This window comes from Levilactobacillus hammesii DSM 16381, assembly GCF_001434395.1.
In the GTDB taxonomy this organism is placed as follows: Bacteria; Bacillota; Bacilli; order Lactobacillales; family Lactobacillaceae; genus Levilactobacillus; species Levilactobacillus hammesii.
Genome location: NZ_AZFS01000054.1, coordinates 15,548 through 31,224, shown reverse-complemented (window position 1 = coordinate 31,224; position 15,677 = coordinate 15,548). Strand labels below are relative to the sequence as shown.

15 protein-coding genes are annotated in these 15,677 nt (G+C 49.0%); 14 read left to right on the top strand and 1 reads right to left on the bottom strand.

The window, feature by feature from the left end; all coding sequences use genetic code 11:
* The first annotated feature begins 206 nt into the window (after nt 1–206).
* The 9 genes from FD28_RS06290 to holA all read left to right on the top strand — a co-directional run bounded on the left by FD28_RS06290 (nt 207) and on the right by holA (nt 8,440).
* On the top strand, nt 207–1,361 hold the full coding sequence (locus FD28_RS06290) for an FtsW/RodA/SpoVE family cell cycle protein (protein ID WP_057733708.1): 1,155 nt from the start codon (nt 207–209) through the stop codon (nt 1,359–1,361).
* 16 nt (nt 1,362–1,377) lie between these two features.
* The gene (locus FD28_RS06285) at nt 1,378–1,656 is read left to right on the top strand and encodes a YlbG family protein (RefSeq protein WP_057733706.1); all 279 of its coding nucleotides are present in this window, start codon (nt 1,378–1,380) and stop codon (nt 1,654–1,656) included.
* On the top strand, nt 1,653–2,216 hold the full coding sequence (rsmD, locus tag FD28_RS06280) for a 16S rRNA (guanine(966)-N(2))-methyltransferase RsmD (protein ID WP_057733704.1): 564 nt from the start codon (nt 1,653–1,655) through the stop codon (nt 2,214–2,216). Before FD28_RS06285 ends, rsmD begins: the two co-directional genes overlap by 4 nt.
* Entirely contained in the window at nt 2,213–2,695 is a 483-nt protein-coding gene (gene coaD, locus FD28_RS06275; RefSeq protein WP_057733702.1) for a pantetheine-phosphate adenylyltransferase, read from the top strand. The genes rsmD and coaD overlap by 4 nt, the downstream gene beginning before the upstream one ends.
* A 3-nt stretch (nt 2,696–2,698) precedes the next feature.
* The gene (locus tag FD28_RS06270) at nt 2,699–3,745 is read left to right on the top strand and encodes a SepM family pheromone-processing serine protease (RefSeq protein WP_057733700.1); all 1,047 of its coding nucleotides are present in this window, start codon (nt 2,699–2,701) and stop codon (nt 3,743–3,745) included.
* 108 nt (nt 3,746–3,853) lie between these two features.
* Complete coding sequence (locus FD28_RS06265; RefSeq protein ID WP_235806861.1) at nt 3,854–4,552, top strand: helix-hairpin-helix domain-containing protein; 699 nt, start codon at nt 3,854–3,856, stop codon at nt 4,550–4,552.
* Between the two features lie 116 nt (nt 4,553–4,668).
* Nucleotides 4,669–5,148 (top strand): ComE operon protein 2, encoded by a 480-nt coding sequence (locus tag FD28_RS06260; RefSeq protein WP_057733696.1) that lies wholly within the window; start codon nt 4,669–4,671, stop codon nt 5,146–5,148.
* Nucleotides 5,149–5,168: 20 nt separating this feature from the next.
* Complete coding sequence (locus FD28_RS06255; protein WP_235806858.1) at nt 5,169–7,412, top strand: DNA internalization-related competence protein ComEC/Rec2; 2,244 nt, start codon at nt 5,169–5,171, stop codon at nt 7,410–7,412.
* A complete protein-coding gene (holA, locus tag FD28_RS06250; RefSeq protein ID WP_057733695.1) occupies nt 7,409–8,440 on the top strand; it encodes a DNA polymerase III subunit delta in 1,032 nt (343 codons plus the stop codon). Before FD28_RS06255 ends, holA begins: the two co-directional genes overlap by 4 nt.
* A gap of 74 nt (nt 8,441–8,514) precedes the next feature.
* Here holA and rpsT read toward each other — a convergent pair whose 3' ends face one another.
* The gene (gene rpsT, locus FD28_RS06245) at nt 8,515–8,769 is read right to left on the bottom strand and encodes a 30S ribosomal protein S20 (RefSeq protein WP_057733693.1); all 255 of its coding nucleotides are present in this window, start codon (nt 8,767–8,769) and stop codon (nt 8,515–8,517) included.
* Between the two features lie 276 nt (nt 8,770–9,045).
* Between rpsT and rpsO the strand changes: the two genes are divergently transcribed.
* The 5 genes from rpsO to tig all read left to right on the top strand — a co-directional run bounded on the left by rpsO (nt 9,046) and on the right by tig (nt 15,562).
* Nucleotides 9,046–9,315 (top strand): 30S ribosomal protein S15, encoded by a 270-nt coding sequence (rpsO, locus tag FD28_RS06240; protein WP_057733828.1) that lies wholly within the window; start codon nt 9,046–9,048, stop codon nt 9,313–9,315.
* A gap of 206 nt (nt 9,316–9,521) precedes the next feature.
* Nucleotides 9,522–11,423, top strand: a complete 1,902-nt coding sequence (locus FD28_RS06235; protein WP_057733691.1) for a ribonuclease J — start codon at nt 9,522–9,524, stop codon at nt 11,421–11,423.
* Between the two features lie 81 nt (nt 11,424–11,504).
* Nucleotides 11,505–12,461 carry a hypothetical protein gene (locus FD28_RS06230; protein ID WP_057733689.1) on the top strand — a complete coding sequence of 319 codons (957 nt, stop codon included), beginning with the start codon at nt 11,505–11,507 and terminating at the stop codon, nt 12,459–12,461.
* A 180-nt stretch (nt 12,462–12,641) separates the two neighbouring features.
* Nucleotides 12,642–13,832: an elongation factor Tu gene (tuf, locus tag FD28_RS06225; RefSeq protein WP_057733687.1), complete on the top strand. Its 1,191-nt coding sequence runs from the start codon at nt 12,642–12,644 to the stop codon at nt 13,830–13,832.
* A gap of 419 nt (nt 13,833–14,251) precedes the next feature.
* Nucleotides 14,252–15,562 carry a trigger factor gene (gene tig / locus FD28_RS06220; RefSeq protein ID WP_057733685.1) on the top strand — a complete coding sequence of 437 codons (1,311 nt, stop codon included), beginning with the start codon at nt 14,252–14,254 and terminating at the stop codon, nt 15,560–15,562.
* Nucleotides 15,563–15,677: the final 115 nt, after the last annotated feature.

Genomic DNA, 15,677 nt, shown 5'->3' with positions numbered 1-15,677 from the left:
TGGGTAGGTCACATACCGATTCTGTGCGAAGCCAATTTGTGTGAGCGAGATTGACTGGGATTGCGAGTGTCGGCTGGTAATGGCAGGTAGACCGGTTGGTTTGGACAATCCGCCTTAGGTTTATCACAATTTTAAGGAGAAGCTATGCTATAATATAAACATTCGATTACCGTTTACGGACGGCAGGCTTGGAGCGAGCAAAACGTATGCGAAAGTTAAAATATTTAGATTATTGGCTATTTGTGCCATATTTAATTCTGAGCTTATTTGGTATCGTCATGGTGTACTCTGCCAGTGCGGATATCGGTGCTCAAAATGGGGGTAGTCCTGGCAGTTATCTGGTTAAACAGCTCATGTATGTCATCTTAGGGCTGGCAATTTATACCTTCATGGTGCTCATGAATCTTAATAAATTACGAGATAAAAAAATTCTCAAGTATGCTAGTATCTTGGCCGTGGGCTCGTTATTATTCCTGCTAGTGGTAGGAAAAACCATTAACGGGGCCGCTGGTTGGATTCGGCTGGGACCGATTAGTATTCAGCCGGCTGAATTTGTTAAATTTTACCTGATTGTGTGGCTGGCGCACGTGATTGATCGTCGTCAGGATGCCATTGCCCTGGAAGGCTGGTGGGCGGTGATGCTGCGACCGGTCCTCATCAGTTGTGGTTTGATTGGCCTGATTCTGATTCAACCCGATTTAGGGGGGGCCACCATTAACGCCACCATCGTCTTTGTCATGTTGTTGTCGAGTGGCTTTAATTGGAGACGCGCCGTGGTGTACTTCTTAGGCGCCTTTCTCTTGGTCGTCGGGATTATCTTCCCGTTAGCCATCAAAGTCTCGGAACTGGGATTTGCTAAAAACGTCTACCAACTCCAACGGGTGGTTGCGTTTGTGGACCCATTCAAACACTCCCAAGGGGTTGGCCAACAGCTGGTAAATTCCTACTATGCCTTGAGTAATGGCGGAATCTTTGGGGTCGGTTGGGGCAATAGTATCCAAAAAACGGGATATTTGCCCGAGCCAAACACCGACTTTATCATGGCCATCTTGGCCGAAGAGTTGGGATTAATTACGGCTTTGGCAGTGATTAGCCTGTTGTTTTTGATTATTACCCGAACCGTATTGGTTGGTATTCGTAGCAATTCGGGCTATCATACGTTGATTTGCTACGGCGCGGCCACCTATTTGACGGTGCAAACCCTGTTTAATCTAGGTGGGGTACTGGGCTTACTTCCGATTACTGGGGTGACCTTCCCCTTTATTAGTTATGGGGGATCCAGTACCTGGACACTGGCCTTAGTGATGGGGGTCGTCATGAACATCAGTGCACGGCAGAAACGGTACCGTGCGACACATTAATTAAGGAGGTCATCCGATGGCATTTGAAATTCAACCACGACAGAGTCTGATCGTGTATACCTATAGTTTGAAGCAGACCCGCCAACTGAAACGATACGGAACCGTGATGTATGTATCTAAAAAGATGCGGTACGTTGTGCTTTACGTGGATTGCGCGGATGTCGCTTCGCTGACGGATCAGTTGAATCATTTACGATTTGTAAAACGGGTAGTCGCTTCTCAACGCCCAGAAATTAACGAAACTTTTAACGGTGTCGCTGAAGAAATGGCGGCGGCAAAGGATGATGATGAATGAGAATTGTAGCAGGTGATTTTGGTGGTCGACGGCTGAAAGCAGTGCCAGGCATGGCGACACGTCCCACCACGGATAAAGTTAAGGAAGCCTTGTTTAACATTATTGGTCCGTATTTTGATGGGGGTCGCAGTTTAGATCTGTTTGCGGGGTCTGGCGGATTAAGTATCGAAGCCGTTTCGCGGGGCGTTGCGCAAGCCGTTTTGATCGATAAGCAGTATGCGGCGATTAAGACGATTAAGGACAATGTGGCTGTGACCAAGGCGCCGGAACGGTTTGAAATTTTGAAGCGGGACGCCAATCGGGCTTTGAAAGAATTAGCCGGTCGGGGGGACCAGTTTGATCTGGTCTTTTTTGACCCGCCTTATGCGTTGCAGAAGATTGCGGATCAGATGGCAACACTGCGGGAGCTGAATTTGTTGGCCCCCGGTGCGCGGATCATCTGTGAGACTGATCAGCAGGCCCAGCTCCCGGATGATCTCCCTGGCTTTGACTTTATTGAGCGGCGCGACTACGGGATCACGGAGTTGACAATTTATGCGTTAGGAAGTGACGCGCAATGACCATTGCCGTATTTCCTGGCAGCTTTGATCCTTTGACGAACGGACACTTAGACCTGATTGCACGCGCCAGCCGGATGTTTGATCAGCTGGTCGTTGCGGTGGGACAGAACACGTCGAAACGGGGAGTCTTCACGGCAAGCGAACGGGTGGCGTTCATTGAAGCAGAAATTAAGAATTTGCCCAACGTGACAGTGCAGGTCGAAACGGGCCTAACCGTTGCCTTCATGAAGTCGATTCACGCAACGGTGCTGGTTCGAGGCCTGCGCAATAGCACGGATTTTGAGTTTGAACAAGGCATTGCGGGCATGAATCGCACGCTGGATGCCCATATCGACACGGTTTGCCTGATGGCAGCACCGAAGTATCAGTTCGTTTCGTCTAGTCTTCTTAAAGAAGTTGCCCAATTCGGTGGTGACCTGACGCAGTTGGTCCCACCGGCTGTGGCTAAGGGGCTACGTGAACGATTGGAGCGTGAGTAGTTCATGTGGAAATTAACCCGGCGACAGTGGCGGCAAGTGATTGGGACGGCGATTGTCGTTTTGGCTATTTTGGCGTTCTTTTTCTTGCCACTCCCCAAGTATATTGAGGGTCCTGGTGAAGCCGACAATTTGAAGACTTTTGTGAAAATGCCCGGTCATCCGGATAAAAATAGTGGCAAGTATATGATTACATCGGTCGCCCTGGCGCAAGCCCGGCCCGCAACCTATCTGTATGCTAAGTTGAATTCGTATTACAGCATTGAAAGTGTGGATGCCGTGACGGGTGGCGAGAGCAATGCCACCTATGATAAGGTGCAGGATTTTTATATGCAGAGTGCCATTAACGAATCCATTTACACGGCTTACAAGGCGGCACATAAACCGGTTACCCGGCAGTACCTGGGCATTTACGTGCTGAGCGTGGATGCGAAGTCGCCCTTTGCTCATCAACTTAAGGTGGGAGATACGGTGACTGAGGTTAACGGTCGTCATTTTAATTCGATGGTGGGCTACCAGAAGTACATTCAGAGTCAAAAGGTGGGGGCTAAGGCGACGATTACGTATCGCCACAATGGCAAGACGCGTTCCGCCACGGCTAAACTGATGCGCTTACCGACCAAAAAAGCCGGAATTGGGATCACCTTGACCGACAACGTTAAGGTGAAAGCCCAACCCAAAGTCTCCGTGGATGCGGGGAACATTGGCGGTCCTTCCGGTGGGCTGATGTTTAGTCTACAGATTTATACGCAGGTGACGGGGCAGAACCTCCGTCACGGCAAGAAGATTGCCGGAACCGGAACCATTGATGCCGATGGAAATGTCGGCGAAATTGGGGGCATTGATAAAAAGATCATTGCCGCCAAGCGGGCCGGTGCAACGGTTTTCTTCGCCCCATACGTCAAGCCAAGCAAGCTCCTCCTAAAATACGAGGAGCAGCATCAGACCAACTATCAATTGGCCAAAGCAACGGCGAAAAAGTATGCGCCAAAGATGAAGGTGGTTCCCGTTAAATCCTTTGATGACGCGGTTCATTACTTGAAGACCCATTAAGCGAGAATTCCTCTTTTTTGAAAAAAGGGGAATTTTTTGGTATTTCCAAAAATATTTGGCGAAAAATTACGGAGTTAAGAGTAAAGGGGGCAGAGAAAATTGCAGCGAATGATGGAATGGTGGTTCAGTTTATCGCGTCAACGACAGCTGGTTTGGGGTGGCGTACTGGGCGTACTGGCGGTGGTCTGCTTGGGTGGTTGGCTGGTCATCCATCGACCAACGCCAGCAGCCCTGCCAGCGGCAATACCGCCGGCACAGTCCCAGAGTCAGGCGATTAGTCACGTTGCCACTAGTGGGGCCAAGACGGGGAACCAGGTGAGTAGCCACGACACCCGAGTTTTCGTGGATGTGCAAGGCGCGGTGGCCCACCCGGGTCTCTACGAGTTCACCGCTGAGATGCGGGTCGCAGATGCCATCAAGGCGGCTGGTGGGTTGACGGCCAAGGCCGATCGGCGCCAGGTGAATCTGGCCAGCCGGTTGACCGACCAGCAGCAGTTGACGATTCCACAAAAGGGCGAGCATGTCGCTAGTGCTGGTAGTCAAGCCGCGACATCGGTAGCGGGCAAGACATCACCCGCCGCTGAGAGTGGTGCAACTAAGAGTGGTAGTGGCGGGACGGTTGTTAATTTGAATACGGCCACGGTTAGTGATCTTCAACAGTTGACGGGGATTGGCGAGAAGAAGGCCAAAAAAATCGTGGACTACCGAACGGCCCACGGGTCCTTTCAAACGGTGAAGGATCTCGCCCAGGTTCCCGGTTTTGGCGAAAAGACGGTTGCGAATTTGCAGGATCAACTCACCACTTAATTAGGGGAAACAGGATAGTTAAATTTAGACGTAAGGTGTAAGCTAGTTAGGGTTATGATGGTGTTTTGGGCACCGTCAATAAGCAGACTAAAAATTAATGAAATGAGGACTTTATTATGCAGCGAGAACGAATTCCTTGGGATCAATACTTCATGCTTCAGGCGTTGGTGATTTCCACGCGTAGCACCTGCAATCGCCTTTCGGTAGGGGCAACGCTAGTGCGCGACAAGCGGATCATCGCCGCTGGTTATAATGGGTCCGTATCGGGTGATGATCACTGCCTTGATGAGGGCTGTTACCTGGTCGATGGTCACTGTGTCCGTACGATTCATGCTGAAATGAATGCGATCTTGCAGTGTGCCAAATTCGGTGAAGCCACGGACGGTGCAGAAATCTACGTGACGGATTTCCCGTGTCTGCAGTGTACCAAGATGTTGCTGCAGGCGGGGATTCGTAAAATCACCTACATGCGTAATTATCACAACGATCCGTATGCCCAAAAACTCATTGCGTTAAAGCACGTAGCACTCAATCAGGTCACGGTAGATCCGGAATTGCTGACCCATCTGTCGTTCGAACAACCTAAGCACGATTAGTGGCCAATCACTGGCTATTTGTGAGCTTACCATTAGCTGCGTTGAGCGTCATTCTGGGCGGGCATCCGGTTGCAGGAAGCGTATTGCTGGTGTTGACGTTAAGCCGGGTCTGGGTGTTACGTCATCGCCTGACTTTCGTCGTGACCATTCTGTTGTTATTGGTGGCTGGTGGCTACCTGTTTTGGACCCAGCAGCAGGTTAAATTGCGCCGCGTCTCGCCGCAACAACCCACGAACGTGGCGCTAACGATTCAGTTCCAACCGGATGCGCTAGTCTTTCGGGGCGCCAGTTATTATTTTGTGGCGAAGAATCAGACAAATGGTGAGCCACTCACCGTTCACGGGTGGGCGGACTCTGCCGCAACATTGGCACGACTGAAGGCAATTCGGCGAGCACAAACTTGGCGGATCAAGGGCCAACAGATCGGCATTTTGCCGGCGACTAACTTCAATCAATTTGATGCGGCGAGCTACTGGGCTCACCGTGGCGTGACCAAGTCGATTAAGATCGATCAGGTGACGCGGCAACAAAACGTCCCAGCCACGCTACTGACGTGGTTTCAGAATGGGTGGCATCTGCAGCGAACTCGGTTAATTCGTTACTGTGATCGTCTGCCAGGGGCCTTACGGGTCTATGCATTGGGCTTGCTGCCAGGAACTCGGGCGGCTGAAGCCGTTCAAGAGCTTCAGGGCATGAAACAACTGGGATTACTGCATTTATTTTCGATCTCGGGCTTACATGTCGCCCTGTTGTTAACGGCGGTGGAATGGCTGTGTGTCCACTTACGTATTCAGCGAGAACATTGGGAATGGGGGCTCTTATTGGGTTTACCGGGGTACTTCATCCTGGCTGGTGGCGGTAGTGGCGTTCTACGTGCCTGTTTGATGCGTGGCCTACAACTTGGTGGGCGTAAGTTACGCGTCAAAATGAGTGGACTCGATGCGTGGGCTGGAGCCCTGATCGTCGGTCTTCTACTGAATCCGGGACTCCTATTTGATCTGGGCAGCCAACTGAGCTACGGCCTGTCCCTCGGGCTGATCTTGCTGGTACGGGAAACGACTTGGTGGCGGCAGATCGGGTTGACCTTGCTGGGATTGCCCAGTCTCCTTAACGGGATTTTTCAGTGGCATTTATTGACGCTTTTAGCAAATATGGTCTTGGTTCCCCTGTTTCCGGTCGTCATGTTACCGGTGACGTTGGTTGGGGTATTCAGTTTTACTTGGCTGCCTGGTCTTAGCAGCAGCTGCGCATGGCTATTGGGAACCATGGACGTGGGACTCGCCAAGGTTGCGGCTTTGCCTGGTAATGTGACCTTTGGCAAACCCTGGTGGTGGGTGAGCTGGCTGTGGTTGGGCCTCAGTTGGTGGCTGTTTAGTCGACCGCCCCAACAGCGTCAACGGTGGCTGATTGGGCTACTGGCGAGCTATGGCGTGGTCTATGGCTTGATTCATTTTCCCATTCAGGGTGAGGTGGCTTACTTTGATGTGGGGCAGGGAGACAGTATTCTCTTGCGGGAGCCGTTTAATCGGCGTATCTCACTGATTGATACCGGCGGGCGGTTAGCGCTGCCACAGTCGCGTTGGGTGCCCGCTACGCCGCCCAGCTATGGGGCCGTGCAGACGACGATTAATTACTTGCGTAGCTTGGGCATCGATCACGTGGATGACCTCTACTTGACCCATCACGATGCGGACCACATCGGTGATTTGCCGGCCGTCTTGCGGGAATTGCGCGTCACCCGGATTCTTGTTCCAGTGGGGATGGAAAATGAGCCCGGCTGGCAACACTTAATCAGGGGAAGTCGCTATCCGGTGGTCGTGCAAGCCATCAAATTAGGCAGTCGCGTGCCCCTAGTTGTGCGCCATCCGTATGAAGCCGCACCGGCCGAAAACGGCAATTCGTTGGCTTTGCAGGGGGATTTTGGTGGCTTGAACTTCCTTTTTATGGGGGATTTGGACCAGGCGGGTGAACAAAAAATACTGGGGGATGACCCACAGCTGCGAACGGACGTGTTAAAATTAGGACATCACGGGAGTAAAACGGCGAGCGCACCGGCCTTCATTGCGCAGTTGCGACCGCGTCTGGCCGTTATTTCGGCAGGACGGCGCAACCGGTATGGTCATCCTCACGCTGACACGTTAGCAACGCTACGGGCAACCCATACACCAGCGGTTAGCACGCAGACGGCCGGGATGATTCGCTACCGTTATACCGGGGCCCATGGGGTCTGGCAGACTAAATTAAAAGGGGAACGGGATTCTTGACGATTAATGAACTTTTAAAAACCTTGGCCACGGGTGGCCAATTGGCACCGGTTTATCTGATTATGGGACGGGCCGATTACCTACAACGGCGGCTAAAAGCGGCATTTAAGGCCACCGTTCCTGACGAAGAGCAGACGATGAATTATGCAAGCTATGATATGGATACGGTGCCGTTAGCCGTGGCGTTAGATGATGCGATGGCCGCACCGTTTTTCGGTGAACGACGGGTCGTGTGCATTGATAATCCACAATTTCTCACGGGTGAAACCAAGAAACAAAAGGTTGAGCACGATGTGGCTAGCCTACAGACCTATTTAGGAGCGCCGATGGAGAGCACGGTGCTCGTGTTCTTTGCGCCCTACGAAAAATTAGATGGTCGTAAGAAAGTGTCTAAGCAACTCAAAAAGGTGGCCACGAGCATTGAAATTGGCAACTTTTCTGAGCGCGATGTCCGGCAGTTTGTGACGACACAATTGAAGCAGGATGGGTACACGATGGATCCGGCTGCCCTAGGGGAGCTGATTCAACGGACGGATGCCGACCTGACCCTCATGATGGCGGAACTGCCCAAATTGGAGTTATTTGCCTATCCAGAAAAGACCATCCAGCCGGATGCGGTGACCGGTCTGGTTGCCCAAACGCTGACGCAAAACGTCTTTGATTTGGTTAACCAGGTGCTGGCAAAGGATACGGCCAAGGCCGTTACCTTGTATCGCGAATTGTTGTTGGCCAAGGAAGAGCCCTTGAAGATCAATGCCATTCTGCAAGGACAATTCCGATTGTTGATTCAAACCAAGGTTTTGGCGAAGCAGGGCTATAGCCAGGGGAAGCTAGCAAGTCTACTGAAGGTTCATCCGTACCGAATCAAGCTGGCATTGCAATCACAACGCCGTTTTCGGCTGACGGATCTTAACCAGGCCTACTTAGGCTTGTTCCGGGTGGAAAAACAGATGAAGTCGACCTCGATGGAACCAGAGATGTTGTTTTCACTGTTTATGACGCAATTCGCCGGGGGCCAAACCGCATAGCAGACACAAAAAAGGGGGTCGACCGTGATGGTCGACCCCCTGAATTGCATCATCTAATCTGATTGATTAATTGATTACTTAGCTAAACGTGCAGCCATCCGTGACTTGTCACGGGAAGCCTTGTTCTTCTTGATCAAGCCCTTGGAAGCGGCGCGGTCAACAGCAGCACTAGCTAAACGGTATAATTCTTCCGCGTTGTCGGCACCGGCCGTCTTGGCTTCTTCGAAGCGCTTAACGGCAGTCCGCATCGTGCTTAATTGTGCTGAGTTACGTTCGTTGGCCTTGACGTTGGTCTTGGCACGTTCGATTGCTGATTTGATAATTGGCATGAAAATTTCACCTCCGAATGAGAATTCCTGTACCGGAAATCTTAATTTCAACGTATGTAATTATACAGAACCCACCGCTCGAATGCAATACTTTCACACGATAAATGTAAAGCAATTTTACTTGATAGGTAATTGTGAAGAAAAACTTGCTATTTCGCCGGGAGTTCAGTATGATAGGTAACTGTGCAAAAGCACAAACCCTTAACTTAGTTGGCTCGACAACCACCGTCGACTTACTCAGTTTAGGGCAATTATATGAAGGGTGGTACATTTACCATGGCTATTAGTCCAGAAAAGAAAAACGAAATCATCAAGCAATACGCACGTCACGAAGGCGACACGGGTTCTACTGAGGTCCAAGTTGCTGTTTTGACCGCTGATATCAACGAAATCAACGTGCATATGCAAAATCACCGTAAGGATTTCCATTCCCAACGTGGTTTGATGAAGAAGATTGGTCACCGTCGTAACCTTTTGGCTTACTTACGGAAGACTGATGTTCAACGTTACCGTGAATTAATCAAGAGCTTAGGCCTGCGTCGTTAATTCGCCGCACCTGCGAGTCCATTTCCCTCTGGGAGATGGACTTTTTTTGCGTGGCGTACCTTCGTAGTTCAGTAATTGCCCAAAGTATGGTAGACTGGAGAAAGTTTAATCATGGACGAATCTAGGTAGCGATACCTATAAGAAAAGACTGGTCGGTTGTGATCAGTGATTAACTTAAAACTAGTAAAGATACTTGAGGTGAACTTATGAGTGCGAAGATAAAAATTGTGCCGTTCGGTGGTGTCCGAGAGAACGGAAAGAACATGTACGCCGTTGATGTTAACGGAAGTATTTATATTTTAGATTGTGGGTTGAAGTACCCGGAAAATGAGTTGTTGGGGATCGATGTGGTGATTCCTGACTGGAGTTACTTACGCGAAAACAAAGACCGTATTGTTGCGGTCTTCCTTACCCACGGTCATGCTGATGCGATTGGGGCCTTACCTTACTTCTTAAGTGAGTTTAATGTGCCTGTCTTCGGGTCAGAAATGACGATTGCCTTGGCTAAGCTCAACGTAGCTGACGAACCTAAGGTCAAGAATTATGATGATTTCCACGTAGTTGACGAGAAGACGGAAATTGATTTCGGCGACGTGGTCGTTTCCTTCTTCGCGACGACGCATTCAATTCCCGAATCTTTGGGGATTGATTTGAAGACAGATGAAGGTCAGATTGTTTACACGGGTGACTTTAAGTTTGACCAAACGGCTAAGCCTGGTTACCAGACGGATTATGCGCGGTTGGGAGCCATCGGTCAGGCCGGCGTGTTAGCCGTTTTGAGCGACTCTGCCAATGCCGAGAATCCTAATATGAATGCTTCCGAACAAGCCATTGCAGAATCTATCGAAGAGACCTTCAGTTACCGTGATGGTCGTGTCGTGGTAGCTTGTGTGGCGTCTAACATTTTACGAATTCAACAAGTCTTTGATGCGGCCGCTAAGACGGGACGCAAGGTCTGCTTAACGGGCCAAGACCTGGAAAAGATTGTGAATACGGCGATGAAGCTGGGCAAGCTGTCCTTTGACGATGACTTACTGGTCACACCTGAACAACTGGACAGTTTAAAACCAGCCGAAACGGTGATCTTACAGACGGGTAAGATGGGTGAACCCATCAAGTCCATTCAACGGATGGCCAACAAGCAGGAAAAGACGCTCAACATTCAAGAGGGCGACTTGGTATACATTACAACGACGCCATCACATGCAATGGACACTACGGTTGCCCAAACGCGGGACATGGTCTACCGTGCCGGCGGTGAAGTGAAGGCCATTTCTGATGAAATGAATTCATCCGGTCACGCCTACAAGCGCGACCTGCAATTGATGTTAAATCTGCTTAAGCCAAAGTATCTCGTGCCTATTCAAGGCGAATACCGGTTGCTGAACGCGCATGCGAACGCCGCGATGGAACTCGGTATGCCAGCAGACCATATCTTCATCTTAGCCAAGGGTGACGTATTGACCTATGCCAAGGGCACCATGGGCTTAGGTGAAGGCATTGAGGTTAGTGACACCATGATTGATGGGATCGGTGTCGGGGACATTGGGAACATTGTCTTACGGGATCGGAAAGTCTTAGCCGATGATGGGATCTTCATCGCAGTGGTCACGATTGATCGAAAGAAGAAACAGATCGTTGCGGAACCTAAGATCACGTCACGTGGTTTCGTCTACGTTAAGGCCAACAAGGACTTGATGCAAGAAAGTGGCCAGATCATCCAAAAGGCAGTTCAGAATAATCTGGACAACAAGGAATTCGATTGGGGTCATTTGAAGCAGGACGTGCGTGAGCATTTAAGCCACTACCTGTTTGAACAGACCCACCGACGTCCCGTGATCTTGCCGGTCATTATGGAAGTTAACCAACACCATCGTCGCTCCAGCAGCAAGGACAAGGCGACAACCGGTAAGGCACAGGCTAAGGATACGAAGGCCGCAGCCAAACCTAAAGCCAAGGCTAAGCCAAACAAAAATAATCAGCCGAAAGCCAAAAAAACCCAGGCAACGACGGCTAAGGATGGTCAGGGAACGAGTAAGCCCCGGCGGAACCGGAAACGGCGACCACGAGCTAAAAAGCCAGCAACGACAACTGATAAAAAAGATTAATTAATAGAGGCGGACCGAGACCAGTTTTGGCGTCGGTCCGTTTTGATTCGCTAAAATTTTGAGAAAAGGGAGGCCTCTGTGATGGGAGAATTTACGAGTCCCGCAGCCCGTGAACAAGCGATTGTGAAGGCGCACCAAGCCTTTTCGGCGGGAGAATGGTCAACGGCGACAACGCTCTTCGAAAAGCTCTATACGGACCAGCAAACGGCTGAATTTAACCGCTATTTGGTCGCGAGTCTCTACCATGATGAAAAGTATTTGATGGCTGAGCAATATGCAGCTGAGCAGGATGCCGTTTATTTAGAATCGACTGACACTTTTCAGTTGCGGCTAGATGTGGCTTTAAAGAATCAGCAGTTTATTTTTGCTCGGGAATTTTGTGCATTGCCGGCAGCTCAAGAATGGCGTAGTGACGGGCTAGCACAGATTGAAGCAGCCGAAGTAGCCTCGCGTCAAACCTTGGGGGAAACCCAACGCGTTTTGGCGAGACAGTTTTATCATTTAGGGGATGGCGATTTCACGGAGCAGCAGCAACGCTTGCTACGGGCACGTCAACTGCCGCTACAGGAATTCATGCAGGGCGTTCAGTACTTGCTGGTCGATCCCTTCCTACATCCACTGATGCGGGCAACGTTGCTTGAGGAGCTTCTTCGATTAAGGGTTTCGCAAACGGTGCAGTTGCACTGGTTGGATGACCAGACGTATTCGGTTGACACGCGTCAATTAAAACCGGTAGGGGCCAGTCGAGCAGCCCAGATGATGCAACAATATTTACATGAAAATTTAGAACAGCAAAATCCGATGCTTATGGCTAACATTTCCCAAACAATTACGTTACAATTGATGATGTTGTACCCGTTTATTGATAAAATTATCAAGAATCCAGTGGCTTGGGTTCAAATCGTGGCGCAACAATCGGTGACAGATCAGGCCGATGACGCAGAATTAGAAGAAATTAAGATGTGGCAAGACCGCTTAAATCGCTTCATGACGGCTTTATTCGGTTCGATTGACGATAAAAATCATGAAAAACCGTAAATTCGGCAAGATTTTAGTTTACAAATAATTCCGCAGCATATATACTGGTCAAGGATTCTTTTTTGGGAGGGTTCCAGCTTTCCCTTTCTGAAAAGAAGTAGTATAATTTTACGCAAAGGGTGATTAATTTTCGTCAGAAATGCGATTATCCTTGCGATAAAATACAGGAGGGTTTCATTAATGGCTGAAAAAGAACATTATGAAAGAACTAAACCCCATGTAAATATTGGTACTATTGGCCATATTGACCATGGGAAAACGACGTTAACTGCTGCAATCACTAAGGTACTTGCTGACAAAGGTTTAGCAAAGGCCGAAGATTACGCTGATATCGATGCTGCTCCAGAAGAACGTGAACGTGGTATCACGATCAACACTGCCCACGTTGAATACGAAACTGAAAAGCGTCACTATGCGCATATCGATGCCCCAGGACATGCTGACTACATCAAGAACATGATCACTGGTGCTGCCCAAATGGACGGTGCTATCTTGGTTGTTGCCGCTACTGATGGCCCTATGCCACAAACGCGTGAACACATTTTGCTTGCTCGCCAAGTTGGTGTTAACTACATCGTTGTCTTCTTAAACAAGACCGACTTAGTTGATGACGACGAATTGGTCGACTTAGTTGAAATGGAAGTTCGTGAACTGTTGTCCGAATACGATTACCCTGGTGATGATATTCCTGTTGTTCGTGGTTCCGCTTTGAAGGCTCTTGAAGGCGACGAAGAACAAACTAAGGTTATCCTTCACTTGATGGATATCGTTGATGACTACATCCCAACTCCAGAACGTGAAAACGACAAGCCTTTCTTGATGCCTGTTGAAGACGTCTTCACGATCACTGGTCGTGGGACTGTTGCTTCCGGTCGTATCGACCGTGGGATGGTTAAGGTTGGTGACGAAGTTGAAATCGTTGGTTTACATGACGACGTATTGAAGACGACCGTTACTGGTCTTGAAATGTTCCGTAAGACGTTGGACCTTGGTGAAGCCGGGGATAACGTTGGTGCCTTACTTCGTGGGATTAACCGTGAACAAGTTGTTCGTGGCCAAGTTCTTGCAAAGCCAGGTTCGATCCAAACCCACAAGCAGTTCAAGGGTGAAGTCTACATCTTGAGCAAAGAAGAAGGTGGCCGTCATACGCCATTCTTCTCAAACTACCGTCCACAATTCTACTTCCACACCACTGATATCACTGGTGTTATCGAATTGCCAGATGGCGTTGAAATGGTTATGCCTGGTGACAACGTGACGTTCACTGTTGAACTGATCCAACCAGCTGCCATTGAAAAGGGTACTAAGTTTACTGTTCGTGAAGGTGGCCACACTGTTGGTGCCGGTACCGTTACGGAAATCGACGACTAATTAAATTCATTTAATTAGCGTACCTAGAATGAAGGACTGAAAAGGTTAACTTTTCGGTCCTTTTTTCGTACCTTAATCATGAGCGTTCTTAAGTGACTGATCGGTAAATGGGCAACGTGATTTCGCTGATTCGGGCACATGAGTTTGAGATCAGTGGCGTGACGCGAAAAGAAGCCGGATTACGGTAATGACCATTTTTATGGGCAAATTAGGTTTCTACGAATCGTTAGGAGGACGGCTATTTTTGCGATAGCGCTTTATTTTCTTAACGTTTTGACTGGAAACTTCTAGGAAAGCCGCGTCATTCACGGTATTTGGACAAAAATCATTTTACAATTTGGATGGCATAAGGTACACTTATACAGTATGCAATTGATAGAATTGTAAATAGTAATATCTTTCATTTCGGAGGGAAAATAATGGCTGCAAAATGGGAAAAAAAGGGCTCTAATCAAGGCGAATTAACCTTTGAAATTGCTCCTGATATGATCAAAGATGGTCTGGACAAGGCCTTCAAGCGTACCAAGAAGAACTTGGCTGTACCTGGTTTCCGTAAGGGCCGTGTACCACGTCAAATCTTCGACCAAATGTACGGTGAAGAAGCATTGTACCAAGATGCTTTAAACATTGTTTTACCAGATGCTTACGAAGAAGCTATCAAGGATGCTGGTATCGAACCAGTAGACCAACCCCAAGTGGATGTTGAATCCATGGACAAGGGTAAGGCTTGGGTTCTGAAGGCCGTTGTTACGGTTAAGCCAGACGTTAAGTTGGGCGACTACAAGGGTCTTAGTGTAACGAAGCAAAACACGCGGGTTTACCAAAAGGACATCGACGCTGAATTAGAAAAGCAACGTCAACAACAAGCTGAATTAGTGCTTAAGGAAGACGAAGCCGCTGCTAAGGGCGACACTGTTGTGATTGACTTCGACGGTTACGTTGATGGCAAGCAATTCGATGGTGGTAAGGCTGACAACTACTCCCTGGAATTAGGCTCTAACTCCTTCATCCCTGGCTTCGAAGACCAATTAGTTGGTCACAAGGCTGGCGAAGATGTTGACGTTAAGGTCACTTTCCCTAAGGACTACCAAGCCGAAGACTTACGTGACAAGGAAGCCACTTTCAAGGTTACCATCCACGAAGTTAAGGAAAAGCAATTACCAGAATTGGATGACGAATTCGCTAAGGATGTTGACGAAGATGTTGACAGCTTAGAAGAATTAAAGGCCAAGACGAAGGACAGCTTGAAGGAACAAAAGACGCATGCTGCCCACGATGCTATCGAAGACGAAGCTATTAGCGAAGCCGTTGATAACGCCGAAATCGCTGACATCCCAGAAGCTATGCTGAAGGATGACATCAACCGTCAAATGGACCAATACCTGGCTAACATGCAACAACAAGGTATCGAACCAAAGATGTACTTCCAATTGACTGGAACGACTGAAGACGACTTACGGAAGCAATTTACTGATGGTGCCGAAAAGCGGGTTAAGACTAACCTGGTTCTTGAAGCCGTTGTTGCTGCTGAAAAGATCGAACCTTCAGAAGACGAAATCAATGCTGAAGTTAAGGACTTAGCTGGTCAATACGGCATGGAAGAAAGTGCTGTTCGTAGTGCCCTTTCCGATGACATGTTGAAGCATGACATTGCTATCAAGAGCGCTGTTGACTTGATTGCTGATTCTGCAAAGCAAGACAAGAAGAAGGACTCAGAAGACAACGACTAGTTCATTGTTTGAGTGCTTGACCGGGACGACAGTCGCTGTTGTCCCGGTTTTTCTTTTAGAATTGGGTTTTCTGCTCGTGCGAGACAAATTGATTTTCTCGCGCGCTTATCTGTGG